The sequence below is a fragment of the Campylobacter gracilis genome (assembly GCF_018374135.1).
In the GTDB taxonomy this organism is placed as follows: domain Bacteria; phylum Campylobacterota; class Campylobacteria; order Campylobacterales; family Campylobacteraceae; genus Campylobacter_B; species Campylobacter_B gracilis_A.
Genome location: NZ_JAHAFS010000004.1, coordinates 59541 through 85851, shown reverse-complemented (window position 1 = coordinate 85851; position 26311 = coordinate 59541). Strand labels below are relative to the sequence as shown.

The 26311-nt window shown below is 48.1% G+C and carries 22 protein-coding genes and 1 pseudogene; 10 read left to right on the top strand and 13 right to left on the bottom strand.

What is annotated here, in order from left to right:
- The 6 genes from KH703_RS02950 to ribD all read left to right on the top strand — a co-directional run bounded on the left by KH703_RS02950 (position 1) and on the right by ribD (position 6591).
- Positions 1 to 228, top strand: a complete 228-nt coding sequence (locus KH703_RS02950; protein ID WP_040304108.1) for a hypothetical protein — start codon at positions 1 to 3, stop codon at positions 226 to 228.
- Entirely contained in the window at positions 212 to 2920 is a 2709-nt protein-coding gene (gene infB, locus KH703_RS02945) for a translation initiation factor IF-2 (protein ID WP_304293991.1), read from the top strand. The genes KH703_RS02950 and infB overlap by 17 nt, the downstream gene beginning before the upstream one ends.
- Before the next feature lie 470 nt (positions 2921 to 3390).
- On the top strand, positions 3391 to 3555 hold the full coding sequence (locus KH703_RS02940) for a hypothetical protein (protein ID WP_304293989.1): 165 nt from the start codon (positions 3391 to 3393) through the stop codon (positions 3553 to 3555).
- A 552-nt stretch (positions 3556 to 4107) separates the two neighbouring features.
- Complete coding sequence (rbfA, locus tag KH703_RS02935) at positions 4108 to 4473, top strand: 30S ribosome-binding factor RbfA (RefSeq protein ID WP_304293987.1); 366 nt, start codon at positions 4108 to 4110, stop codon at positions 4471 to 4473.
- Positions 4466 to 4885, top strand: a complete 420-nt coding sequence (locus KH703_RS02930; RefSeq protein WP_304293985.1) for a ribosome maturation factor RimP — start codon at positions 4466 to 4468, stop codon at positions 4883 to 4885. Before rbfA ends, KH703_RS02930 begins: the two co-directional genes overlap by 8 nt.
- Before the next feature lie 548 nt (positions 4886 to 5433).
- Positions 5434 to 6591 (top strand): bifunctional diaminohydroxyphosphoribosylaminopyrimidine deaminase/5-amino-6-(5-phosphoribosylamino)uracil reductase RibD, encoded by a 1158-nt coding sequence (gene ribD / locus KH703_RS02925; protein ID WP_304293983.1) that lies wholly within the window; start codon positions 5434 to 5436, stop codon positions 6589 to 6591.
- Between the two features lie 4 nt (positions 6592 to 6595).
- Here the strand turns inward: ribD and KH703_RS02920 are convergent, their stop codons facing one another.
- From KH703_RS02920 to KH703_RS02900, 5 genes are all read right to left on the bottom strand, one after another.
- Positions 6596 to 7126 carry a hypothetical protein gene (locus tag KH703_RS02920; protein ID WP_304293981.1) on the bottom strand — a complete coding sequence of 177 codons (531 nt, stop codon included), beginning with the start codon at positions 7124 to 7126 and terminating at the stop codon, positions 6596 to 6598.
- A 62-nt stretch (positions 7127 to 7188) separates the two neighbouring features.
- On the bottom strand, positions 7189 to 7572 hold the full coding sequence (locus KH703_RS02915; protein ID WP_304293979.1) for a transporter: 384 nt from the start codon (positions 7570 to 7572) through the stop codon (positions 7189 to 7191).
- 157 nt (positions 7573 to 7729) lie between these two features.
- Positions 7730 to 8086, bottom strand: coding sequence for a hypothetical protein (locus KH703_RS02910; protein WP_304293977.1), 357 nt, complete (start codon positions 8084 to 8086; stop codon positions 7730 to 7732).
- 840 nt (positions 8087 to 8926) lie between these two features.
- Positions 8927 to 9883, bottom strand: a complete 957-nt coding sequence (locus tag KH703_RS02905) for a cation diffusion facilitator family transporter (protein WP_304293976.1) — start codon at positions 9881 to 9883, stop codon at positions 8927 to 8929.
- A gap of 52 nt (positions 9884 to 9935) precedes the next feature.
- A complete protein-coding gene (locus KH703_RS02900; RefSeq protein ID WP_304293974.1) occupies positions 9936 to 10811 on the bottom strand; it encodes an ABC transporter six-transmembrane domain-containing protein in 876 nt (291 codons plus the stop codon).
- Between the two features lie 166 nt (positions 10812 to 10977).
- Between KH703_RS02900 and KH703_RS02895 the strand changes: the two genes are divergently transcribed.
- From KH703_RS02895 to KH703_RS10030, 4 genes are all read left to right on the top strand, one after another.
- The gene (locus tag KH703_RS02895) at positions 10978 to 11352 is read left to right on the top strand and encodes a cupin domain-containing protein (RefSeq protein ID WP_304293972.1); all 375 of its coding nucleotides are present in this window, start codon (positions 10978 to 10980) and stop codon (positions 11350 to 11352) included.
- A gap of 213 nt (positions 11353 to 11565) precedes the next feature.
- The gene (locus tag KH703_RS02890) at positions 11566 to 12201 is read left to right on the top strand and encodes an NAD(P)-dependent oxidoreductase (protein WP_304293970.1); all 636 of its coding nucleotides are present in this window, start codon (positions 11566 to 11568) and stop codon (positions 12199 to 12201) included.
- Positions 12202 to 13163: 962 nt separating this feature from the next.
- The gene (locus tag KH703_RS02885) at positions 13164 to 13574 is read left to right on the top strand and encodes an Rrf2 family transcriptional regulator (protein WP_304293969.1); all 411 of its coding nucleotides are present in this window, start codon (positions 13164 to 13166) and stop codon (positions 13572 to 13574) included.
- 366 nt (positions 13575 to 13940) lie between these two features.
- A complete protein-coding gene (locus KH703_RS10030; RefSeq protein WP_369692719.1) occupies positions 13941 to 17141 on the top strand; it encodes an N-6 DNA methylase in 3201 nt (1066 codons plus the stop codon).
- Positions 17142 to 17423: 282 nt separating this feature from the next.
- Here the strand turns inward: KH703_RS10030 and KH703_RS02870 are convergent, their stop codons facing one another.
- From KH703_RS02870 to ileS, 8 genes and pseudogenes are all read right to left on the bottom strand, one after another.
- Positions 17424 to 18089 carry a ThiF family adenylyltransferase gene (locus tag KH703_RS02870; RefSeq protein WP_304293968.1) on the bottom strand — a complete coding sequence of 222 codons (666 nt, stop codon included), beginning with the start codon at positions 18087 to 18089 and terminating at the stop codon, positions 17424 to 17426.
- Positions 18086 to 18592 carry a carbon-nitrogen hydrolase family protein gene (locus KH703_RS10025; protein ID WP_369692720.1) on the bottom strand — a complete coding sequence of 169 codons (507 nt, stop codon included), beginning with the start codon at positions 18590 to 18592 and terminating at the stop codon, positions 18086 to 18088. Before KH703_RS10025 ends, KH703_RS02870 begins: the two co-directional genes overlap by 4 nt.
- A gap of 438 nt (positions 18593 to 19030) precedes the next feature.
- A pseudogene (locus KH703_RS10020) lies at positions 19031 to 19279 on the bottom strand (carbon-nitrogen hydrolase family protein); the annotation flags it as partial.
- Positions 19280 to 19288: 9 nt separating this feature from the next.
- On the bottom strand, positions 19289 to 19474 hold the full coding sequence (gene xseB / locus KH703_RS02860; protein ID WP_005872361.1) for an exodeoxyribonuclease VII small subunit: 186 nt from the start codon (positions 19472 to 19474) through the stop codon (positions 19289 to 19291).
- Positions 19464 to 20570, bottom strand: coding sequence for a homoserine O-acetyltransferase (locus KH703_RS02855; RefSeq protein ID WP_304293963.1), 1107 nt, complete (start codon positions 20568 to 20570; stop codon positions 19464 to 19466). Before KH703_RS02855 ends, xseB begins: the two co-directional genes overlap by 11 nt.
- The gene (gene guaB / locus KH703_RS02850) at positions 20567 to 22018 is read right to left on the bottom strand and encodes an IMP dehydrogenase (RefSeq protein ID WP_295152204.1); all 1452 of its coding nucleotides are present in this window, start codon (positions 22016 to 22018) and stop codon (positions 20567 to 20569) included. The genes KH703_RS02855 and guaB overlap by 4 nt, the downstream gene beginning before the upstream one ends.
- 2 nt (positions 22019 to 22020) lie before the next feature.
- Positions 22021 to 23379: an Asp-tRNA(Asn)/Glu-tRNA(Gln) amidotransferase subunit GatA gene (gatA, locus tag KH703_RS02845; protein ID WP_304293961.1), complete on the bottom strand. Its 1359-nt coding sequence runs from the start codon at positions 23377 to 23379 to the stop codon at positions 22021 to 22023.
- A gap of 96 nt (positions 23380 to 23475) precedes the next feature.
- Positions 23476 to 26235, bottom strand: coding sequence for an isoleucine--tRNA ligase (gene ileS / locus KH703_RS02840; RefSeq protein WP_304293957.1), 2760 nt, complete (start codon positions 26233 to 26235; stop codon positions 23476 to 23478).
- Between the last annotated feature and the right edge of the window lie 76 nt (positions 26236 to 26311).

Below are 26311 nucleotides of genomic sequence, written 5' to 3'. Positions count from 1 at the left end.
ATGAGCGAACCGATTAGGATGTGCGTTATTTGCAAGGGGCGCTTCGCCAAGCGCGAGCTCCACGCCTTTTTGCAAAATTTTAAAAATATAAGCTCAAACAGACAATTTTATATTTGCGACGGTTGCATAAATCAAAAAGAGAAAATTTCAAAATATCTATCTAAATTTGCGTCTAGTGCAGATTTGGGACATATCAAGGAGAGGGTTTTAAATGGGTGTTCTGATTAAAGATATCGCGGACGAGCTTGGATACGCAAGCAAAGAGATAATCGAAAAAGCGCAGGAGATGGGCTTTAAGAGGGTAAAAACCGCGTCGAATAAAGTAAGCGAGGAAGAAGCTGCCGCTATTTACGATTATATTCAGACGGGAATTTTGCCGGGGAAAAAGTCAAAGCCCGCAAAGAAAAGCTCTGAAAAAGCGCAAGAAGACGAGAATAAGCCCGCTAAAAAACAGAGCGAAACTAAAAAAACCGCTAAAAAAGAGAGTCCTAAAAAGGCGGAAAGCTTAAAAGCTTCCGGATCCAAAGAGTCTGCGCAGAGCGCCAAAGAGCCTAGCGATGAAAAAGCGCGTACGCAAGAGCCTGGGGTAAAAACCGAAAAATCTCAAAATCAAAAAGAAGAAATTTCCTCCGCCGCGCAGGAGAAAGAGGAGAAGCAAAACACCGCTTCAAAGCCTGCTCCGGTGCAGATAAACAGCGGCGATAGTATCGCTAGCGAGAGCTTGCAAAAGCGCCGCGGTCTAGTCATCGTCAAAAAGAAAAAGGAAGTTCAAGCTCCGGCGGCACAAGATAGAACCGAGCCTAGGCGCGAAAAGATAAGTGCGAGCCTAGAGGCGATCTTTTCAAACGCTGAACTAAATTTGAAAAAGAAAAAGATCGAAAAGAAAAAAGCTCCCGCCGCTAAAAAAGAGGACGCCCTTAAAATTGACATCATTCCTGATCACGAGATGGCGGATATCGTCATTGAGGACGAGGACGTCGTGGTAATGCCCGATTTCACCGTCAAACCGATCCAAACCGAAAACCGCACCAAAAGTAAAAACCAACCTAATATTTATCGCGCCTCGCAGAATCAAATTTTTAGCAGTGAGGGCGGCATAAGTCGCGGCGGTCGCAAAAAGCATAAAAAAGCCCCTCGCGAGCAGGGTAGCGAAATCGTAAGCTCTGTAAATATCCCAAAAGAGATCCGCGTCTATGAGTTCGCCGATAAGATCAAAAAGCAGCCTAGCGAGATCATCGGCAAGTTATTTGCGCTTGGAATGATGACGACGAAAAACGACTTTTTAGACGAGGACGCGATAGAAATTTTAGCAAGCGAATTCGGTATCGAAGTAAATATCATCGATGAGGCGCAGGAGTTTGATTACATCAAGGCCTACGAGGACAGCGAAGGCGAAGAAAATTTAATCGCTAGAGCGCCGGTTATCACCATTATGGGGCATGTCGATCACGGTAAAACGAGCCTGCTTGATTATATCCGAAACTCTCGCGTAGCAAGCGGCGAAGCGGGCGGCATCACGCAGCACGTAGGCGCGTATATGGTCGAGAAAAACGGCAGAAAAATTACTTTCATCGACACTCCGGGTCATGAGGCCTTTACTTCGATGCGCGCGCGCGGAGCCGAGGTTACCGATATCGTAATCATCGTAGTGGCGGCAGACGACGGCGTCAAGCCTCAGACTAAGGAGGCTATAGCGCACGCCAAGGCGGCAAACGTGCCGATCATCATCGCGATAAATAAGATGGACAAGCCTAACGCCAATCCCGATCTCGTAAAAACGGGGCTTGCAGAGCTTGACATCATGCCTACCGAGTGGGGCGGCAGCTACGAGTTTGTGCCAATCTCCGCAAAGACGGGCGAAGGAATCGAAAATTTATTAGAGATCGTGCTTTTACAAGCCGATCTTTTGGAGCTCAAAGCAGATCCTAGCAAGCAGGCTAAAGCAACCATCATCGAAAGCTCCCTTCAAAAAGGGCGTGGTGCCGTTGCTACTGTCATCGTGCAAAACGGCACCCTGCACGTCGGAGACACCGTCGTAGCGGGCATCGCGTACGGTAAGGTGCGCGCACTTAGCGACGATAAAGGCAGGGCGCTAAAGCAAATTTTACCGGGCGAATGCGGCGTCATCATAGGCCTTAGCGAGGTTCCGGGCGCCGGCGAGACGTTGATCGGCGTTTCAAGCGATAAGGAAGCGCGCGAGTACGCGAGTAAAATTTACGAGCATCAGCGCCAAAAAGAGCTTAGCAAATCGACCAAGGTCACTATCGACGAGTTAAGCGCCAAGATCGCCGAAGGCTCGCTAAAAAGCCTACCCGTGATCGTAAAGGCCGATGTTGCGGGCTCGCTGGAGGCTATCAAAGCAAGCCTTGAAAAGCTCCGCAACGACGAAGTCAAGGTCGATATCATCCACAGCGGCATCGGCGGTATCACGCAAAACGACATCGCCTTAGCAAGCGCCAGCGAAAACTGCGTGATCTTGGGCTTCAACGTCCGTCCTACGGGTGAGATCAAAGAGCTTGCCAAGGAGCGCGGCGCGCAGATTAAGACCTACAACGTCATCTACAATCTAATCGACGATATCAAGGCGCTTTTGGGCGGTCTTATGAGCCCGATCATCAGCGAGGAGGCCTTGGGTCAAGCCGAGATCAGGCAGGTTATCAACGTGCCTAAGATCGGGCAGATCGCTGGCTGCATGGTTACCGACGGGCTTATCGCTCGCGGCGCGAAGATCCGCGTCATCAGAGAGGGCGTCATCGTTTTCGAGGGTAATGTCAGCTCGCTCAAGCGCTTCAAAGACGACGCCAAGGAAGTCGCCAAGGGCTTCGAGTGCGGCGTGGGCATCGAGGGCTACGACGATATGCGCGTGGGCGATTTTATCGAAAGCTATAAGCAAAAAGAGGAGCAGGCTACGATCGACTAATGCTCGCGGAATTCCGCGTGAGCATTCGCTTCGTTTGCACGGCTTGCAGCTAAATTTTAAGCCTCAATTGCGCTTTGAAATTTTATGCTCGTAAAATTTGGGCGTGAAATTTCGCCTTTTAAATTTAGCGGCGGAGCGCGCGAGCAAAGCTTTAAATTTTGTCGGTTTCTGCGCGAGGCTTTGCTGCATAGCGTCAGTTTTGAAATTTTAATGTTTAGACTTTTTGCGGCGCGGCTTTGCGATCAAATTTTAAATTTACGCCGTTTGCTGATAGCAGATTTTCCGTGCGACTTAAATTTTAAATTTAATCGCAAAGTTGAAATTTTAAAGCGGCAAAATTTAGATTTCGCGCGGTATCGAAGCGCTTTTAAATTTAAGATAAATTTCACAGCGACGCAGTGTGTGACAAAACGGCGACGCGGAGAATAGCGCGGTGCAGGCGGCGCAAAATAAGGCCGCAACGGCGTGCGGTGTCATTGCGACGCTGCCAAAAGACGGCAGCGGATATCGTAAATAGCGACGCAGTAAGCGAGCGTAGCGCAAAGAGGGTGCCGCCCGCGCTGTATTATTGCGCCGCCAAGACGGGCAGCGCGGCAGCGAATATAACGCGCCGTGGTGAGCAGAATACGGCATAGAGTAGCACCACGCTTTAGCGCGGTAGTATTTCTGCAGTGGCGATACGGCTATGTGATGAGCTTCCGTACTCGAGCCATGTATTTCTCGCGCGATTTGCATTTAAAATTTAATCGCAAAGCGCGCGAGTTAAATTTAAGAGCAAAATTTCAAAGTCAAGCTCACAGCTTTTAAAATTTAAAAGCGAAAGCGAAATTTTAAAAGGCGCAGTCGCTTGCAATACCTGCGCGCAGCAAACCGCTTAGAATTTAAATGGGCGCTCCGGCGCATCGCAAGCCGCGTCAAATTTAAACAGACCGCGTCGCCGCAGAACGGATATTCCGCCGTGCCAAAGCGAGATAGAATTCCGCGTCGCCATAAGATGGATGCGAGATAAAATTCTATGTCGCCGCAAGACGGACGTAAGATAAATTTTATGGCAACGCAATAAAATTTCGCGCCGCCGCAAGACGGACGCTCCGCTGCGACAAAGCAATAAAATTCCGTCATCGCAAGACGCAAAATAAAATTCCATCGCCGCGCAATCTGCGGCGATTTAAGATAGCGAGGTAAAGATGAATCCGACCGAACTCAGAAGACTGCGCACGCAAAGCGTGCTAAAGCAGCTCATCCCCGAAGCGCTCGCGAGCCTTGAGGACGAGCTTTTGCGCGGGCTGTGCGTCACCGACGTGGAGTGCAAGCGCGGGCGCTACGACGCGTTTGTGTATCTGGATAAAAACGCCTTCGACGAGCGCGAGCAGAAATTCGTGCTCGAAAAGCTCGGCCGCGTGGCGAGATATTTGCAAAACTTCTGCGCCGAGGCGGAGGGCTGGTACCGTTGCCCCGCGTTTCACTTCAAATTTGACGACCGCTTGGAGTATCAAAACAAAATGGACGATCTTTTTGACAAAATAGAGGAGGAGCTGCGCAAAAATGGTTGATTTAGAGGCTTTGGCGCGCGAGTGCGGCGTGCGGCTTTACGACGTGGAGACGGTGAGCGAAAACGGCAAAACGATCTATCGCATCAGTATCACGAAAGCGGGCGGCGTGGGCCTAGACGACTGCGAGCGGCTATCACGGCTGCTTTCGCCGATTTACGACGTGGAGCCGCCGCTTGAGGGCGAATGGACGCTGGAGGTCGGCTCGCCCGGGCTTGAGCGCAAGCTAAGCAAGCCGCAGCATCTCGCAAACTCCGTGGGCGAGCTGGTGCGCCTAAGCCGCACGGACGGGCAGAAGCTAAGCGGCGAGGTGCTCGACTGCGAAGGCGGCGTGCTTATACTGCGCACGGACGGCGGCGAGGTGAGCGTGCGACTTGACGAGATCAAAAAGGCGCGAACCTACGTGCAGTGGTAGCGGCGCGGATTTTAAAGCTCTGCGCGCAGCTTTGAAATTTTGCGAATTAGGCTTTAAAATTTGCCGCGCGAGATTTGCTGGTTTGAAATTTTAGCTTGGAATTTTGAGGTTTAAATTTTAAAATCGCTTTTGAAATTTACAGCTCCTAGCTGTTCTTAGCCGCTCTTGATCTCTCGCGCCGCTAAAAGTAATTTTTCACGCCACCGAGCGGTGCTTTGAAGTTTCACGCTGCACCACTAAAAGATAAGTTTTGCGTGACGATTGCGCGTTGCTTTAGAATTTCACGTCGCGTCTGAAAGCGGCTAAATTTAAAATTTACGTGCTGTTTTGGCGCAGTAAAATTTCAAACCTTTTACTGCAAAGTGGAATTTTAAATTTTACACTTTGTCGTAAATTTAGATTTTACCGCCCACGACAAATACTGCCTCTGCGAGTTTTGCAGCACGCACATTGCGATCGCACCCCGGTAACTATTTGCAACGCGGCTTAATCGCAAAATCGGCTAAGCAATCGCGGCGGAGCGGGACGATTTAAATTTTGGATTTTGCATGAACGACGAATTTTACATGGATTTGGCGCTGCGGGCTGCGTGGCGCTATCAGGCTCTGACGCTACCCAACCCCGCCGTGGGCTGCGTGCTTCTAGATAAGAGCGGCAGAGCTCTTGGCATAGGCGCGCACAAAAAGGTGGGCTTTTTACACGCCGAGGCAAACGCCGTTTTCGCCGCGCTGTGCGATCTGGACGCAAATTTCGCGCAGGATTTCGCTCGCGAATACGCCCGTAAATTCGGCGTTAAATTTCAAAATTTAGAAGCCCTAAAAAGCGCGCTTTTGCAGCCGAGTTTTACCTATGATTTCATTTTAAATCGCCACGGCGGGCTTTTGCGCGGCGCTTGCGCCTACGTCACGCTCGAGCCCTGCGCGCACCGCGGCAAGACCCCGTCTTGTGCCGAGCTTTTGGCGGAGCTCGGGCTATCGCGCGTGGTAATCGGCGCGCGCGATACGAACGCGCAGGCTGCGGGCGGCGCGGAAATTTTACGCCGTGGGGGCATAGAGGTAAAATTTGACATTTGCCATGCCGCGGCAGCGGAGCTTGCGGAGCCGTTTTATTTGGCGCGCGAGAGCGGCTTTTGCTTCATCAAAATCAACGCCACGCTAAACGGCGCGGTACATGGGCGGATCGGCAGCGATAAACAGCGCGCGTTCGTGCATGAGCTGCGCAGCGTATGCGATTACGTAGGCGTGGGCGGACAGACCGTGCGCGCCGATAGACCGACACTGGACGTGCGTGCGGCTAAATTTGATGAAATTAGCGCTTTGGTACGCAGTGCTGATATGCTGGCGCTAGATGCGCGCGTTGCGCCGCAAAATCTAAAGCTGCACTCGCCAGATGTTTGGATCCGCTCGCGTCGCGCGCTTTCGGATTTTGATGCGAGCATTCCGCTTTTTGGCGTCGAAGGGCGCAAGGTGGAGGTCTCGCGCTCGCTGCCTGCAGACGCGAAAATCACGATGATAGAGGCGGGGGCGAGTTCGTTTGACGAGTTTGCGCAGTTTGCGAGCCACGCGCTTATTTTTTACAGCGCGCAGATGAAGGACGCGGGAAATTTTAGAGCAAATGCCGCGCTACGGCCGCTTTTCATCTCCAGCGCAGGCGATCTGCACCTAGAAGCGAACGAATTCTACGGCTGGTTTAAAATTTTAAAATGAAAGGTTATATTACTGCCGATATAAAAATCAGCGCAACTACTATTATTATGACGAACAATAGCACTTTATCTATATTATATTTCCTTTTAGGGCTGCAATTTTGCAAGAAAGCCCCAAGCTTGTATTCACTGATATGAAATAGCCAAGCGGTCCAAATCGATCCGAGGGATAGACACATCGCCGCAAATGCCGTATCAGATTTCTGCCATACGATCATGCCGAAAATCAAAAACAAAGACAGAAAAGAAACGATAATCACGCCTATCGTCGAAAAGGCGATAAAAAATATAAAATTTAGCTTGCAATCGATGCCCAAGATGCGAAAATTAATAATTTTATTTGCGATATAAAATGCGGAGATTATCGTTAAGATAGCTTTTGCGAGCTCGGCCTTAAAAGAAGCGTAGGGCGATAGCGGTACGCCAAAAACTGCATTCGATATGATACCTACGTGCGATAAAGTAAAGCCGAGCGAGAACGAGAATATGCCCGTCAGTAAGATGCCTAAAAGCAATTTGTAGAAATATATTTTCATACGCAATCCTTAAAATTCTGCGAAATTATACGCAATAGCAGCTTAAAATTTTGATCGCAAATTTAGCGTAAGTTTTGAAATTTTTCACGTATGCCGCAAGCAACAACGCAGAGCGAGTATAAAAAATAGATATATGCCGCAAGCGGGACAAAAGCGACAAATCCCGAAGCATAAACTAGCGCTACTAATACATATGTCGCATTTGCCAGCGCAGGTATGCTATAAGTCCAAAGCTCTGGCTTTTCAAAAGGGGTGTAGATATTATTCAAATACAAAGCTAAATTTAAGACAAGCAGTAGAAAAAATATATAATTCTTTTTCATAAAAGGAAAAGCGGCGCAAACCAAGACTACTATCAAATTTAATGCGATAAGAAAACCTATGTAATTAATATCTATAAAGGTGCAAAGTAAGCCTAAAATCGCGATTAATATATCTCTTTTCATAACCGATTGCCGTCCTTTTTAATTCCTGCAATTATAATGCATAGGTTTAAATTTTGATAAAAAGTATTTCGTGCTTAAAATTTCGTCGCGCCGTGCGGACAATTCGCACTTATGAAATTTAGCGCAGACGGACGAAATTTAAACTGGGCATTGAGCTTTATCTAGAGGCGAAAAATATAAGACCCAACCAAGTTGCAGATATAATAAGCAGCAAGATAGGGAATAGCTTTTTATCGATCTCCCCGCTTCTTTTTCGGCTGATGATTTGTAAAAATTTACCGAGCTCGTAATTGCTTTTGCGAAATAAATATACCGTTGAGCAGATGCCCATGAATAATGCCGCGGCGGATAAAATCGCTACTAATTTTTTATCTAAATCCATACCATATATCATAAAACCGAACATCGCGATAAGAATGATGGCGGTAAGAGCTAAAATTCCTATCGTCGCAAATGCGATGAAAAATATAATATTAAGCTTGCGATCGATGCCTTTGACGTAAAAATCGCTCAAACTGCTGCTGACGTAAAAGGCGAATAGCTCAAGAATCGCCGTCGTAAAAGGCAGGCGAATATCGCCCGGAAATAAAAAATATCCCTTCAAAAAACCTATTACATCGAGGCCCGAGAGCATTGTAAGGTGCCACGAAGCAACGTAAAATGAAATCAAAAAAACTGCCAAAAAGACATTGCCTAAAAGGAACTTGTAAATTAGGTATTTTATGTTTTTGCGCACCTTGGCTCCCTGAAATTTCGCGAGATTATACGGCAAATTTGCTTTTAACAGGCTCAAATCGGCAGGCAAATAATGAGTGAAATTTAGCCAAAATTTTGATGCGTAGTTTAAATTTATGGCTCAATTTACAGCTCGATTCGCGGCACGGAATTTTAAAATTTAGAGGCGCGATATACCTGGCTAAATTAAAAATGTAGCGCGCGCTGTGTCGTTTCCGCGCTATTAAAATGAAAGGCGTTTAGCTAAATTTAAACCATTCCAAGCTTCTGCAAAATTTTGCTGAAATTGCTAGCCTGCCGCTCTCGTCAAATTAAAATTCTACAAACGCGTATAGGCGCCGTTTTGAATGATACGGCGACCCGCTGCGTAAAATTTGCAATTTTGCGCGCGTGGCGCCTGATTTTGAAATGGCGTCCGCGGGGCGAAATTTTAAAATTCCGCTATGCGAATGGATTTAAAATTTTATAACAGACACAGAATTTTAAAATTTAAAATCTCAAAATTCTAAAATTCCAAAATTCCACAGCGCGGGCAAATTTAAAATTTAAAACTTAAGCCAAATTTTAAATTTTAAACCGAGCGGAATTCTAAATTAAGCGGAATTTCAAATCCAAAAATTTAGTGATGATGCCCCAAATGCCCGCTTGCGTCGTTTGAGCGCACCTCACAGATGAGCTCGTCCGCGCAATCGTTATCGCTGCTTTCAAGCTGTAGCGTCGTGTGCGTGATGCCCAGATGCTCCATTTCGCGCGATATTTCGCGCAAGATCTGCTCCGCCTTGCGCACGCTCGGCTCGCCGCTAACTACGATGTGAGCCGTGAGCGCGTTTGCGCCGCTTGTGATACTCCAGACGTGCAGGTCGTGCACCGAAAGCACGCCGTCCACGCCCCTGATCTGCGCGACGAGCCCGTCCAGGCACACGCCCTTTGGCGAGCCCTCCATCAGGATGTTTAGGCTGTCTTTTAGCACGCCCCAGCCACTTTTTACGATGAGCGCGGCCACGAGCACGCTAGCCGCCGCGTCCGCCCAGCCCCAGCCAAAGCACATCATCAGCAGTGCCGCCGCGATCGCGCCCACAGAGCCCAGGGCGTCGCCCAGTACGTGCACATAGGCGCCGCGCATATTGACGTTTTCTCTCACGTCGCCGCCGCGCAGCATATATAGCGCCACGACGATGTTTACGGCAAGTCCCAGCGTGCTGATAGCGAGCATGCCCGCGGTGGCTACTTCGGGCGGGTTTTGGAAGCGCTGCACCGCCTCGATGACGATCAAAACGGCGATCGCGACGAGGGCGAGCGCGTTTATCGTCGCGGTTAAAATTTCGATCCGCCTGTAGCCGAAGGTCTTTTTCAGATTGCCTTTGCGTTCGCCGAATTTAAACGCAAACAGCGAAAGCCCGAGCGCTGCGGCGTCTGATAGCATGTGCCCGGCGTCCGAGAGCAGGGCGAGCGAGTTTGTCGCGAAGCCGCCCGCGACCTCGACCAGCATAAAAGCGGATATTATAAGGAAGGAATTTCTCAAAACGGTTTTATTTGACGTGTGAGAATGCTCATGATGAGCGTGATTTTCGTGCATTTTGACCTCGTTTTTTGGTAAATTTTAGGTACATTATACCCCAAAAAAGCGATTAAATTTTAGCCAAATCTCCCTCTAACTCGACGTTTACGCGCTTGCCTATATCTTTTAATTTGCTAAACTCTTCCACTAGCCTCGGCGCGTCGTCAAGACTGATCGCAAACGTCCATAGATAGGTAAGCACCGAGTAGATGTGACCCGCATTTGCATGATTGCTTGAGAGTAAAAATATCGCCAAGCTAAAAATCGCCGCCGCACTCGCGCCGATGATAAAAAAACTCATTGCCTCTCTGTTTGAAATGCGGATACGAAGCTTTGAAAGTACGTCGTAGTGGCGATTTAGCGTGTATTCGTCGCCTACGCTTATGCGTCCTGCTTCGCGCTCCAGTTGGTTGTTTAGCTTTAGATACAAGCGGTCGTTTTTAGTGATGTATTTTGGCAGCAAAATGCCAAAGACCGCGAGCAGAGCAAAAACGGCCAAACCTACGTAGAACTCGATAAACAAAAGCATGATCGCCGAGCCGAAAATCGAGACGACCGAGGTGAAAAACACGGGAAAATGCTGTTCGAAAAAATCCACGAATTCGCGAGATAAATTTGCCCTTGCGATTATGACGCTTTCGTCTTTTGCGGCTCTTTTTTCGTTCATTATCACGCTTACGGCAAGTCCTGCATATATCCTAGTAAATACCTGCGTATCCACACGCCGCCTAATCGAGCCGAGTCCCCAGCCGACGAACACTAAGCCCGAGTAGCTAAGCGCCAAAATCGTGTCGCCGGCTACGATGGCGTTTATGGCTATGCCGGCTAGTACGGGATAGACGAGAAATAGCCCGTTTTCCGCCAAAACTAGACTAAACGTTAAAAACAGTTTTTTAAAGTTTTTCTTTGCTATGAGCGTTAGCGTCTTAAATGCGCTATTTTGCATAAAAATCCTTCGGTTAAAATCGCGCGGATTTTAGCTGATTTTAAATTTCGCGTCAAATTTTTTGAAATTTCTGCTGTAACTCTTTACATTACAACAAAATTTGACTATACTTCGCTCATCAGTTGTAAGTTATAACATTACAACAAAAAAATCCAAGGAGACAAAGATGTCAAACTACAAGATCGTTTCAACGAAAAGCGAACCGAGAGTCGAGCTAAAAGAAGCACTAGGCTTAAGCGGCTGTGAGCTTTCTATCAACGAGCTTCCAGCAAACGCGAGCGTGCCGTTCGTGCATTCGCACAAGCAAAACGAGGAGCTTTATTTGGTGCTAAAAGGCGGCGGCACGCTCTTTATTGACGGCGAGGAAAAGGCGGTGGGCGAGGGCGACGCGATCCGCATCGATCCGGCTGGCAAAAGATGCTTCAAAGCGGGCGCGCAGGGGATGAAGTTTATCTGTATCCAAACTAAACGCGGCAGCCTGAAGCAGTACACGATGGATGATGGCGTGATAAACGAGGACGTAAAGCCTAGCTGGCTGTAAAATTTCGCAAGACAAGCGCGCGGCAAAGCGCAGGTGTAAAATTTAAACTGCGCAGCGCGGCAAAATGACGCCCTACGTGGCGGGCGCATCGGCCGCCACAGCGATAGACAGTCGCATGAGAGAGTGCATTGGCCGCGATGGCAAGTGAATTAGCTTGCAGCAGCGATAAGCGGCTGCGTCAGTAAACAAAAATCTAAATTTAAAGGATAGAAAATGAAAAAGGTAGCAATCATCGGAGCAAACGGGAAATCGGGCAGCGCGCTAGTTGCGGAGGCGCTAAGGCAGGGCTATGACGTAACGGGCTTCGCGCGAAACAAAGAGTATAAAAACGGCGCCATCAAGCTCGTGTACAAGGACGTTTTCGAGCTTAGCAAGGCCGATTTGGCGGGCTTTGACGTCGTCATTAGCGCGATCGCTGCATGGACGCCGCAGACCTTCCCGCTTCACGCGAAAATGACGCAGCACATCGCGGAGCTGCTAAGCGGCACGCAGACGAGACTTTTCGTCATTGGCGGCGCGGGTGTGTTATACACAGACGCTTCGCGCAAGACGCGCCTGATGGATACCCCGAGCTTTCCGGCTGAGTATATGGGCGTAGCCGAGGCGACTGCGGCGAGCTACGAGGTGCTAAAAGCGAGCAAAAATTTGATCTGGACCTACGTGATCCCCGCCGCGGAATACGACGCGAACGCCGCTCGCACGGGCTCATACGTCCTCGGAGGCGACGAGCTGATCCTAAACGGCAAGGGCAAAAGCTACATCGGCTATGCAGACCTCGCGCTCGCCGTAATAGATGAGATCAGGGCGCAAAAATTTATCGGTAAGCCGTTTACGGCGGTCGGCGAATAATGCGGCGTTGTCGCGTGTAAATTTTAAACTGCGCGGCACGGCAAAATTCTAATGTAAATTTTAAATCGTTTAGCGCAGTGAAATTCGAGCGCAAATTTAAAATTTAGCAGCAAAGCAAACTTGGGCTTTAATCAAAATTTAGCGCTAGGACAGAGCCTATGTTTGAATTAAAATTTAGAGCTAGAGCGAGCTACGGCTTGAAATTAAAATTTAGCGGCGGGGCAAACTCAAGCTAAAATTTAAAATTTAACGGTGACGGCAACGCCGCTGCGGTGCTAATGACGGCTGCGATTGCATTGCAGAACATCGGTAGCGATTGTATTCGAATAATAGCGGCGGTGGCGATAGCGGCGGATTGTATTCGCGACACCGCAGCAGAGGTAATGAACAGCGGTAGCGGCTGCAACGGCGGCAGTAGGCAGCAGCGGCACGGGTGGCGGTATTAGCGCCAGCCGTAATACAGCGGGCGGTAGCGAGAATATAATGAACGGCGCCGCGGCGACTGCAAACGGCGTAAAGATGATGAGCGATGGTAGCGTAATGGCAAGCAGCAATAGCGTTCGGCTGTAAATATAATGAATGGTAGCAGCGACGGCGACAACAGCGGCAAAAATAATGTAGTAGTAGCGACGATAGCGGCGGCGACGAGACGGGGATGGTCGCGCTATCGGTATCGGCTCGCGCGGCTCGCTATGTCGCGGATAAAATTTAGGCGCGATTAAAATTAATATATAAATTTTAAAAAATCGACTAGCGGATAAAATTTCGGAACGATTAAAATTTAATATCCGAATTTTAGGAAATCATTTAGCGAGTAAAATTTAGACACGATTAAATTTAAGATCAGAATTTTAAGAAAATCGCCTAGCGGATTAAATTTTAGCGCGATCTGAAATTTAGCGGTCGAGTTTAAGGAAAATTTCGCTTAAATTCTAAAACTCAGATCCAAATCAAGGAGCGAAATGCAGGTAGGTATAAAATTTTCACTCGCGGTTCACATCATGCTTTGCGTCGCGTATTTTCGCGAGGAGAAGGTCACGGGCGATTTCGTCGCCGCAAGCTCGGGGATAAACCCTGCCATCGCGCGCAAGCTGATCTCGCAGCTAAAAAATGCGGCCCTAGTGCTCACGACCGCAGGCGTGGGCGGCATCACCCTGGCTCGCGACGCGCGGCTCATCACGCTTTTAGACATTTACGAGGCGGTGAGCGAGGAGGACGCGATGTTTCGCCTGCATAAAGGCTCGCCTAGCGCCTGCCCCGTGGGCGGCAAGATCGAGGCGGTACTCGCGCCGCGCTTTGCTCGCATTCAGAATGATTTTAAAAAATCCCTATCAAGCGTGAGCTTGGCGGATCTGTTGCAAGATTTGGGGTAAAATTTTAATGTAAATTTTAATTTGGGTTTTGCTTAGACTTGGCACTTGCGAGCTAAATTTACACGTAAATTTCAAAAGTCATATTACATAAAATTACGATTTAATTTAACCTAAGCTATAATTCATCCTAAAATTTTAAAGGAAGCAAGCGGAAAAGATGCAATAAATCCAATTTGTGCTTGGCGATAAAGCGCATATACTTTAAGCATAGAATCGGGTAGCGTACTAGAGCTCGGTTATGATGCGATAGGATATGGATTAATACCTTTGAAATTTAAAAATCAAACTTGAAAGTTATCGCAAATTTAAGCGAAGACATAACATAATCTGAACGATTTTGATTTAAACCAATATTATGGAGAAAATATGTCAAAGTGGCAGTATGAAAACGATGTCGATGATTACGTAAAAGCGACTTTTAAAAATTTAGGACTTAAAAAATCGCGTGATTTTAACGAAAAACAAGCGATGACGCGGTATTTAAAAGAAGCGCTAAAGGGCTCGGCAAAGACTAAAACTAAAGAAAATTTCGGAGTTCCGGATTTTAGCTTGGAGATTTATGGCACTCCCGTAATCATAGAAAATAAATTCGGCTCGAAAAAATTAGTCGCCAAAGACAAAGACGAGATGAAATTTGACGACAAATCTATATCCGGTTACGCCGTAAACGGCGCGCTTCACTATGCCCGTTCTATAATCGCAAGCGGCAAATATCATGAAGCCGTTGCGATCGGTATCGCGGGCGATAGCGAAGAAAATCTGCAAATTTACGTGTATTTCGTTTGGGGTAGCAGCGAACTTACGTTTAAATTTATGGACAATTACAAAACGTTAGATTTTCTTGAAAATAAGAAGAGCTTTAAAAATTTTTACAAAGACGCCAAATTAACCGACGAAGACAAGCATAGATTTTTAATTACGTCGCGCGAAATTCTTAAAATTTACGCCAAAAAGTTAAATAAGCTAATGCATAATCACAATATCACCGCTCCGCAGCGCGTCCTTTACGTCTCAGGGATGCTGCTTTCGATGCAAGACATAAAAAATAACTACGGATTGACGCCCGATGATTTGAAAGGTTCTCAGCTAGATAACGAACGCGACGGCGTTTTAATAACTAATCGTATAAGTTCTTTTCTCAAAAATAGAAAAATTCCGCTCGAAAAGCTAAATTTAATGCTGGCCTCCTTTAATGAAATTTCGAAAAATTCGCAACGAGACGAGATAGATGAAACTAAGCCGAACGATAAAGAAGTTGCATATTTGTTGAAAGAAAAATCTAGCACGACCAAGCAAATTTTCACGTTTTTATATAGAAATATTTTTCAAAAAATAGACGGCTCCGGAGGCGAAAGTTTTGGACATATTGATGTTATGGGCGAGATGTATAGCGAGTTTTTAAAATATGCTTTAGGTGACGGCAAAGAGCTTGGCATCGTGCTTACTCCGCCTTATATAACTAAAATGATGGCTGAAATTTTAGATATAGACAAGGATAATCGCGTTATGGATTTGGCTACCGGAAGCGCCGGCTTTCTCATCTCCGCGATGCAAATCATGATAGAAAACGCTAACGAAAATTACGCCAAAGGAAGCTCTAAAGCGATAAAAAAGATAGACGAAATCAAAAGAAATCAGCTTTTAGGCGTGGAATTAAATGCCGAGATGTATACGCTTGCGGCTACTAATATGATATTGCGCGGCGACGGCTCAGCGCGGATAGAACACGGTAGTGCATTTAATCGCCCCGACAAGCTTTACTCAAATTTTAAAGCCGATAGAATTTTGCTAAATCCGCCTTTTACTTTTGAAGAGAACGGAATGCCCTTTATCGCTTATGGTCTAGATCGCATGGCAAAAAGCGGGCTTGGTGCTATTATTATACAAGATAGCGCAGGTAGCGGCAAGGCCGTGAAATCAAATCAGAAAATTTTAAAATCCCACACTTTGCTGGCGAGTATAAAAATGCCCGTTGATCTTTTCGTACCGGTGGCCGGCGTTCAAACCAGTATTTATATCTTTAAAGCGCATGAGCCGCACGACTTCGAGCGTTCCGTTAAATTTATCGATTTTAGAAATGACGGATATAAACGCACTTCTCGTTCTTTGCAAGAGCTAGACGAGCCGACGCAAAGATATGCCGATATAGTTAAAATTTATAAAGCGGGTAGGGCGGCAAAAGTGAGCTCGCAGTTATGGAATTTAGACGAAATTTATGTCGAAGATTTTATTACCGGTAGTGGTATGGATTGGAATTTTGATCAGCATAAAAAGATTGATTCGATGCCTACATTAGCCGATTTTAAAAAGACCGTGAGCGACTATCTAAGCTGGGAAGTGTCGCAAATTTTAAAAAAGGATAGTCCCAAGCAAAGCTTAATTAGCGAAAGGATTGCAAATTTAGAGCGAGAATTTAAAGCGAATGGCGGGAAATTCGAGGAATTTCGGATAGGGGATATTTTCGATATTCAAACGGGTTCGCTTTTAAATTCTAGTATTTTAATAAACGGCGATATAAAGCGAATTTCTGCAAAAAGCGAAGATAACGGCGTGATAGGGTCATATGATACACTGAATATCGGTGAAGCTAGGCATTACGAAAATTTTATCTCTGTAAATTTTTTCGGAGACGTATTTTATCATTCATACTTAGCCAGCGTTGAAATGAAGGTGCACGTGCTAAAATTTAAAAAATGCAAGGAGCTTGATTTTAAAGAAGTTGAATTTACGGGTTATTCCGGGCTTTATATTTCTAGTTGCATTAAAAATATTCTACGCGGCAAATTCGGATACGGTAATCAGCTTTCTAGTTCTAAATTAAGAGATGAAAAATTTGAAATCTTTTTGCCGACGTTAGGCGGCAAGATAAATTTTTCCTTTATGGAAAAATTTATCGAAGAGCTCGAGCGCGAACGCGTCGAAGAGCTCGACGCGTATCTTGCGGTAACCGGACTTAAAGATTATAAACTTACCGATAAAGAGCAAGCCGCGCTGGTTGAATTTGAAGAATTTAGCCAAATGAGGTCAGCTGGTGGATTTGAAAATGTAAAGGTAGGCGATCTGTTTGCGGTTAAGTCAAATCCGCAACTTAATAAAGATAGCTTTAAATTTTGCGATAACGGCGAATATCCATATTTTACAAGAACTGTTTTAAATAACGGCATAGCTGGATATGTGGAGTATTTAGATGATGCGCATAAAATCGCTGGAAATTCTTTAGCGGTCGGAATGCTAGGAATGCAATTTTTTTATATGGATAAAGATTTTTATGCCGGGCAATTTACAAAAACACTTTTTGCAAAATTTGATAAATTTTCACAAGTAGTGGCTCAATACTTCATAGTCTGGCTGAATAAAAATCAAAAAATTTATCAAGGCGGTTTAGTTAGAGATTTTGAAAAATTGTTAAATGCGACCGAAATTTCAATCCCGATCAAAAACGGCGAGATAGATTATGGCTTTATCACAAATTTCATAAAAGCTATCGAAAAGCTAGTCATAAAAGACGTCGTGCTATGGACGGAGCGAAAGATCGCCGCTACAAAACAAGTCGTAGAGGCTAATTAAAATTCCGCGAAAAGTAGCGTACTAAGCGAGAAGCAACGTTTCCAAAACAGGGAAATTCTAGAAATTTTCTATCGCGCTTTGCTACTAAAATGCATCTGGGCGTAAATTTTTAAATTCTATATTATGGGCTTGGACGCGTAAATTAAAATTTTGTCCAAACGCACAGAGAGTTTAAATCCACCGCACTTATTCACCCACGACATAAATCAAGAGAAGATAAAATAAAGTGGCGTTAAGTGTAAGTTGGATCAAGGTAAAATCCACGGAAACCTTCGCGCTAAGCTACAATTTTATCTTCCTAACTTCCAGCTCGCCGCCAAAAAAGTTCGCATAGTAAAGCAGGTCTTTTTCGACCTCAAGCCCCGCTAGGTAGCGCAGAGCGAGGTTTGCCTCAAAGCTTGCCGCAAACATCACAATCGCAGCCGTTATGCCCGCAGGCGTCGCGTTTAGGCTCGGGAAAAATTTAAAATCCGCATTCTGCACGAAGCAGACTTGGCACTGCCAGCTGTCCACCGACGCAAACACCCACGGCACGCCTATTTGCTTAGCAAAGGCATCGATCTGCGCGCGCGTGGCGAGATTATCGGTCGCATCCAAAATCAGATCAAATTTCTCGCCCGCGCCTATCGCGCTAGCAAAAAATTCCTCCGCGCGGATTTTGTGTACCTCCACGCTCACGCCGTCGTAGCGGCTTTCCGTGCGGCTTTTAAAAACGTCCGCTTTAAATTTGCCCTCGTCTGCGAGCGTGAATAAAATTTGCCTGTGGATGTTGTGAAGCGCCACCGTGTCGAAATCCACGACGCTGATCCTCCCGATACCGCTTGCGCCCAGAGCGTAAGAAAGGCTGCTTCCAAGCCCGCCCGCGCCGATGATTAGGATGCGCTTGTCCGCAAGCGCGCGCTGCGTCTGCTCGCCCCAAAGCTGGATCTGTCTGTGAAAGTAGTTCATAAAAGCCCCCTGCCGACTAGATTTTTTCGGAATTTCCACAGCCCGCGCGCTGCAGCGATCTCGTCCGCGTCCACTTCGCACATCAGCACGCCCTCTTCGTTTTTCAGCTCGTTTGCGATCTCGCCGCCGGGAGTTACGACGAAGCTCTCGCCGTAAAATTTAAACTCGCTTTCGCCGAATTTTGCCTCGCCGATGCGGTTGGCGCGGATGACGTAGAGCGAGTTTGTAAACGCGCGCATCTTCAAAAGCTCGCGCCAGCGCCCGCCGCTTTCGAAGGTTGAGGCGCACGGCACGAGCACGCAGCCGACGTTTTTCTGCATAAAATAGCGCCAAAATACGTCAAAATGCGCCTCGTAGCCGAAGCAGATGCCGAATTTCACGCCGCCTTCGCTAAAGATCATCGGCGAAATTTTACCGATTTTGCGGCTTTTGCGGTTGGCGAAAAAGCCCTCCTCGTTCCAGTGCGGATAATCCATCAGGATATTTTGATCGTAAAATTTCACCTCCGAGGGCGAAAATTTCGCGCAGGATTTCACCCAGATAGGCTCGTTTTCGCTCGCGCAAAAGATCTCCTCTTCGCTCGCATCTTTTTGGCTTTCGGCTTTTAAATTTGAAGCGTTCGAGTTACTCGGGATCGAAGCGCTTAAATTTAAACCGTCTGCGGAATTTACGGCTTTGAAATTTAAAGCGTGCGCACCGCAGGAGTTTAAAGCGCCTTCAGAATTTAAGCTGCCTTTGGAACTCTGCTCGCTCTTGGAATTTAAAGCGCCTTTAGAATTTGAACCATCGTTGGAATTTAAATCGCTCTTGGAATTTAGCTCGCCCTTGCAACTAGGCTCGCTTTTAAGGCTTAAGGAATTTTCGCCGCCGCCGCTCACACTTTTTTGAGCCGCGCCGCCGAAAATGCCCGCCTGCCTCAAAATCGCGCCGCTTGCGGCTCTGATTATCGGCGCTACGATATGCAGGTCGTATTTGGCGGCCAGCCGCGCCATCAGCTCCTGCTTGTGCTCGCTCTGTTCGCACGCGATGGAGCGGGGCATCTTTTTAAGCTCGCTAAAGAAGGAATTTAGCTCATATTCGCCCAGCAGCACGATCCGCGCGCCGTTATCTTTGGCGACCTTCATATAGTAATCAATCCGATTTTCGCTCATCGAAAGCGTCGGTAGCTGTAAAACGCATACGTTTATCATCGCCGCCTCCTAAGCCTGCTCGGGTGCGTTTATTTCGGCAACCTCGAGTTTGGCGTTTTCTAAAATTTCCTTCGCCTCCTTTAGCAGCGCGACGCCCTGTTTATACAGCTTCACGCTCTCCTCTAGGCTCAGATCCTTGTCGTTTAGGCTTTTTAAAAGCGCGTTAATTTTTTCCATTTTTTCCTCAAAACTCATCCAAAATCCTTTTTATGATGTAATCAAATTTTTCTATCTCGACCAAAAACGCGTCGTGTCCGTAGTCGCTGTCGATCTGCGCGTAGCTCGCGCGATCCTTTTTGCCCAGATCGCTCATCGCATCGTAAATTTCTTTCATTAGCTCCGGTGGAAAGAGCACGTCGCCTTTGAAAGAGATGAGGTGCAGGCGCGATCTGATCTGTGCGCAGGCGTTTTTGAGATTGCCGTAGTGACGCGTGCAATCAAATATATTCATCATCTTAGCGATGTAGAGATAGCACAGCGGATCGAACCTGCGCGCGAAATTTTCGCCGTTGTATTCAAGGTAGCGATCGACCTGAAAGCGCCCATTAATCTCGTAAAGACCGTCGGTTTCGACGTAGTTGCGCCCAAATTTTTCCTGCATCGAGCTTGGGCTTAAAAAACTTATATGTCCCGCCATGCGCCCCACCGCCATGCCGTCAAGTCCGTGCTCGGCGATCAGATTTTTATCGTAGTTGCCGCCTTTGAAATTTGGATCGCGCAAGATGGCCTCGGTCGCGATCTTATTAAACGAGATCGCCCAAGGCTGCGTAGCGTATGTGCTTGCGAGTACGAAAATTTCATCCGCAAACTCCGGATATTCGATCGCGTAGCACAGCGCCTGCATGCCGCCCAGGCTGCCGCCGATAACGGCGCGCGCGCGAGCGATACCGAGGCGCTTTAAAAGCATCATCTGCGCGCGCACGACGTCCGAGACGACCACTACGGGAAAGCGCAAGCGGTACTCGCGGCCGCTGCTTTCATCGACATCAAGCGGGCATGTCGAGCCGAACGGCGAAGCTAAAATGTTTATGCAGATGACGAAAAATTTTGTCGTATCGACCGCTTTATGATCGCCGATGAGTCCGTCCCACCAGCCGGGCTTAACGTCGCCTTCGTAAAGTCCCGCGGCGTGCGCGGAGCCGGTTAAGGCGTGGCAGATGACGATGACGTTTGATTTGTCCGGGTTTAGCTCGCCGTAGGTTTCATAGGCGAGCTTGAAGTTGGAAAAGACGCGGCCGCTCTCCAGATAGAGCGGCTCGTCGAAATTTTGAATTTTGCTTTGAAGGATCACTGATTTACTCGGTAATTCGGCGCTTCCTGCGTGATGATGACGTCGTGGACGTGGCTTTCTTTAAGACCTGCGCTCGTGATCTCGACGAATTCCGCCTTTTGCTGAAAGGTCGCGATATCCTTGCTGCCGCAGTATCCCATCGAGCTTCGCAAGCCGCCTAGCAGCTGAAAGATCACGTCTTTTAGCATGCCCGCGTAAGGTACGCGCCCCTCGACGCCCTCGGGTACGAGCTTTTCTTTTGCGGTGCCGTCTTGAAAGTAGCGATCCGAGCTTCCCTTTTGCATCGCCGCTAAGGAACCCATGCCGCGGTAGGTTTTGTACTGGCGACCCTGAAACGTAATGAGCTCGCCCGGCGTTTCGTAGCAGCCTGCAAGCAGGCTTCCCATCATCACCGAGCTTGCGCCCGCGGCTAGAGCTTTGGCGATGTCACCCGAGTATTTGATGCCGCCGTCTGCGATGATCGGAATTCCAAATTTAGCCGCTTCGATCGCGCAATCGTTGATCGCGGTAAACTGCGGCACGCCCACGCCCGCTACGATACGCGTAGTGCAGATCGAGCCCGGGCCGATGCCTACTTTAATCGCGTCCGCTCCTGCGTTTGCGATATCCTTTATGCTGGCGGGGTTTGCGACGTTTCCGACCACTACGTCGACGTCAAAATTTCGCTTCAGCTCCTTAAGCGTATCGATAATGCCTTTGGAGTGTCCGTGCGCAGAGTCCATCACAAGCGCATCGACGCCCGCTTTGACGAGAGCTTCGGCTCTTTGCAGATGGCCTACGCTGATTGCCGCGGCAACGCGAAGGCGGCCGAATTTGTCTTTATTGGCGCTTGGGTATTCGATGCGCTTTTTAAGGTCTTTAATCGTAATAAGCCCCTCTAAATGACCGTTTGCGTCGATTATCGGAAGCTTTTCTACCTTATTATTTCTAAAAATTTTCTCCGCATCATCAAGCGTGCAGCCTTTTGGGGCGGTAATTAGCGGAGCTTTGGTCATCTTCTCGCCTACTAGCGCGGCGGTGTCTGTTTCAAAGCGCAGATCGCGATTGGTCAAAATTCCAATCAACACGCCGTTGTCGTCGATAACGGGAATGCCGCTGATGTGGTACTCACCCATCAGATCGAGAGCGTCTTTGATCGTGGCGTCTGCCTTGATCGAGATAGGGTCTATAATGACGCCGCTTTCGCTCTTTTTTACGCGGCGAACCATCTTGGCTTGGGAGTCCTCGTCCATATTTTTATGGATCACGCCGATGCCGCCGAGGCGTGCCATCATTATCGCCGTGCGGTACTCGGTGACCGTATCCATCGCAGCGCTCACAAGAGGGGTATTTAGCGTGATATTTTTCGTAAAACTCGTGCTGATATCGACCTCTTTGGGTAAAATTTCAGAGTATTGCGGTACCAACAAAACATCCTCGAAGGTCAGAGCCTTTTTGACGATCTTCATACTTATCCTTTCACGATTTTTTCTAAACTCAAGCCGCCGTCCAGCACCGTTTGTTCGTCGTAAGCACGCCCGATGAGCTGCGCGCTGATATTAAGAGCCTCTTTGTTTTTCGCTACCGGCACGGAGATTGCGGGAAGCCCTGCTAAATTTACGCCGATCGTGTATATGTCGCTAAGATACGCGCGAAGCGGATCGCTAAGCTCGCCGAATTTATACGCCACGCCCGGCGCGATCGGCATAAAGATCAAATCGGCGTCTTTTAAAATTTCCTCATATTCGCTTTTGATGAAGGCCCTTGCCTTCTGTGCCTTGATGTAATACGCGTCGTAATAGCCGCTGCTTAGCACGAAGGTGCCTAGAAGCATCCTTCTTTTGACCTCGTCGCCAAATCCTTCGCCGCGGGTGTTGGCGTAGAGCTCTTTTAAATTTAAAGCCTTCGCGCGGTTTCCGTAGCGCACGCCGTCGTAGCGGCTTAAATTTGCGCTAGCCTCGGCGGTTGCGATGATGTAGTAGGTCGCGATGTCGTATTTGGAGCTGCAAAGATCGCGGTAAACGATCTCGTGCCCGAAGGATTTTAGCTTTTCTATAGCCGAATTTAGAGCCTCTTTGACCTGCTGCGAGGCTTCGTCGATATAATTTTTTATAACGGCGATCTTAAGCTTGCGATCCGCGTTTAGCTTATCCGCGGTGCTTTCGTAAGCGCCCGCGTAGCTCGTGCTGTCCATCTCGTCGCGGCCTGCGATGATGTCGTATAAAATCGCCGCATCTTCGACGCTGCGCGTGATCGGTCCTATCTGATCGAGGCTGCTCGAATACGCCGCAAGCCCGTAGCGACTGACCCTGCCGTAGCTCGGCTTAAAGCCTACGCAGCCGCAAAATGCCGCCGGCTGGCGGATCGAGCCGCCCGTATCGCTTCCGAGTGCGGCTATGGCGATATTTGCCGCTACGGCAGCCGCGCTTCCGCCGCTACTGCCGCCGGGTACGCGCGAGTGATCGGTCGGATTGAGAGTTTTGCCGTAGAATGAGCTTTCGGTCGTGCTTCCCATCGCAAACTCATCCATATTCGTTCGCCCAAATGGCGCCAAACCGCGCTCGCGTAGCTTTTTAATCACCGTCGCGTCGTACGGCGCAACGTAGCCTTGCAAAATTTTGCTCGCTGAAGTGACGCTCCAATCTTTTACCTGGATGTTATCTTTGATCGCGATCGGCACGCCCTCGCCGCTGACGTTTAAAGCCTCGCCCGTAAGCTGCTCGACGTAGGCGCCGAGCTCTTCGGTTTTTAAAATTTTATCCTTTAGCTCCGCTCTGAGCGTCGAAATTTCATCCGCGCTCAGCTTTAGAGCCTCTTTCAAACTTATCATCTGCCATCCTTAAATTTATTCACGAAATAGATCCCCACGCCCGTTGCTACGCAGATCAGCGCGATCGTAAAAAATACGAAGCCGAGACTTATGGGGCTAGCGAGCATGCATGACCTTCGCGCAGCGCGGGCAGAGCTCATCAGGCTCTTTTGCGTTAAATTTCCAGCATCTCGGGCATTTATGTTTAGAGGATTTTACGAGGCGGAAAATTTCGTCGTTTATCTTAAATTCCGCCAGAGCAGGCCCGCTTTGCAGAGTGTCCACGTCGCTTACCATGAACCAATCCGCCACGCCTAGGATGTCGTTTGATAAAATTTCGTTCGAGCTCGTCTGCAAAACCAGCTCAAGCGTCGATTTGATGATCTTGTCCTTTTTAAGCGCGTCGATAAGCTCGAAAAACTTCTCTCTCGATTTGATTAAAATTTCGTCGAATTCTAGAAAATCGTCAAATTCTATCGGCTTATATGTCAGATCGAAAACGTCTTCTTTGCCCTCTTTAATGATTTGCGGCGCAAATTCCATCACTTCGTCGATCGTGTAAGTTAGCGTAGGCGCGATTAAAGGTATCAGCGCTCGCGTAATCAGAGCGATCGCGCTTTGTGCGCTTCTGCGGCGCGGCTCGTCGGGTGCGTCGCAGTAGAGCCTATCTTTGCAGATATCAAGATAAATTCCGCTCAGATCGGCGCTTAAGAAATTTAGTAAGGCGTTGAAGCCTTTTGAAAAATCATAGTTTCTAAACGCCGCTTCCGCGCTCGAAAAGGCGTTTGTAGCGCGCGTTAGGATCCAGCGGTCAAGCCGCGTAAAATTGCTCGTCTCGATCTCATTTAAATCACTGGTGCTTGCGAGCAGAAATCTTATCGTATTTCGGATTTTGCGGTACTGCTCGCTTACCTGCTTTAGGATATTGTCACTGATCTTTAGATCGGTCGAGTAATCGCTCATCGCGACCCAAAGGCGTAAAATTTCCACGCCGTGGCTCTTTGCGACCTCTTGCGGATAGACGACGTTTCCGACGGACTTGCTCATCTTCTGGCCCTTCTCATCGACGGTAAATCCGTGCGTGAGGATGCTTTTGTACGGTGCGCATTCGTTGATCGCGCAGCTTAGAAGCAGTGAGCTCTGAAACCAGCCGCGGTGTTGGTCGCTGCCCTCAAGATACATATCCGCAGGGAATTTACCCGCATCATAGGCGCCGCTTTGCAGCACCGCTTTCCATGTAGAGCCGCTATCGAACCAAACGTCTAAGATATCCATCACCTTTTCTAAATTTTCAGCCTTATAGCCGATGTCCTGCGGCAAAAGCTCCGAAATTTCCATCTGCCACCAAGCATCCGCGCCCTTAGCCTTAAAAATTTCGTAGATATTATTTAAAATTTTCTCATCAAAGATCGGCTCTTTGGTGCTTTTATCGCGGAAAAATGCGATCGGCACGCCCCAATCTCTTTGGCGCGAGATACACCAATCGGGGCGGTTTTCTATCATCGAAGTAAGGCGGTTGATGCCGCTTTGCGGATAAAATTTAACCCCTCCGATCTGCTCTAGCGCCACCTGACGCAGCGTCTTGCCGCTAGGCATTGGCTCGTCCATCGCGATAAACCACTGCTTTGTCGCGCGGTAGATCACCGGCTTGTGCGTGCGCCAGCAGTGTGGATAGGAGTGGACGAATTTGCCGGATTTGATAAGCGCGGGGCCTAGAAGCTCTAAAATTTTCTCGTTTGCTTTGAAAATATGCATCCCCACGAGCTCATCTACGACGTCTGCGCGGAAGAGTTTTTTGGTTTTAAGTGTCTCGTCGAAACAGCCGCCCTCATCCACGGGCATAATCACCTCGATGCCGTATTTAAGCCCTACGAAATAATCGTCCTCGCCGTGTCCCGGAGCCGTATGCACGAGCCCAGTACCGCCGTCCATCAGGACGTGCTCGCCGAGGATAAATTTCGAAGCCCTATCGTTTAGCGGGTTGATCGCGTTTAAGCCTTCAAGCTCGGTAGCCTTAAATTCTTTTACGATCTTGCCCTTGGTGATGCCTAGGCTTACGAGGCTTTCGACCAAAGGTTTTGCAAGGATTAAATTTTCGCTCGTCAGCGCATAAATTTCATTCGGGTTCAAAGATATCGCGCCGTTTGCGGGCAGCGTCCAAGGCGTGGTCGTCCAGATGACCGCTTTGGCGCCTTTCGCGCCGATTTTAGCGTTCGCTTCATCGCTTAGATCGAACGCCACGAAGATCGAGTAGTCCTCTTTGTCTTTGTATTCGACCTCGGCTTCTGCGAGCGCGCTTTTTGCCGCCCAGCTCCAAAACACGGGCTTTGAGCGCTCGATCAGAATTCCTTTTTTTGCGATTTGGCAGAGCGCCTTGTAAATTTCAGCCTCAAACTCAAATTTTAGCGTCAGATACGGATCGTCCCAGTCGCCCAAAATCCCCATATCTTTAAATTCATTGCGCTGCACGTCGATAAATTCTTTGGCGTGCTGTCTGCAAAGCTCGCGGATCTGCACTTTTGAAAGCGATTTTTTCCGCTCGCCTAGCTTGATCTCTACTTGCTGCTCGATCGGCAGACCGTGGCAGTCCCAGCCCGGCACGTAGCGGATATCCTCGCCGAAGAAATAATGGGTTTTGGTGATGATGTCTTTTAAAATTTTATTCAGCGCGTGGCCGATGTGGAGGTGTCCGTTAGCGTACGGCGGGCCGTCGTGGATATTGAAGCTGACGCTTGCGCCCTTGCGCCTAGCTTTCATCTTTTCGTAAATTTTACGCTCGTCGTACCATGCCTTAAACCGCGCAGGTTCGTTTTGCGGTAGCGCGCCTCGCATCGCAAAGTCCGTCGTAGGAAGAAAGAGAGTATCTTTGTAGTCCATATTTGTACCTTTTCGTGTCTTAAAAAATTTGTGAAGTTTATCCAAAACGCCATTAAAAAGCTCTGAAAGAGCAGCC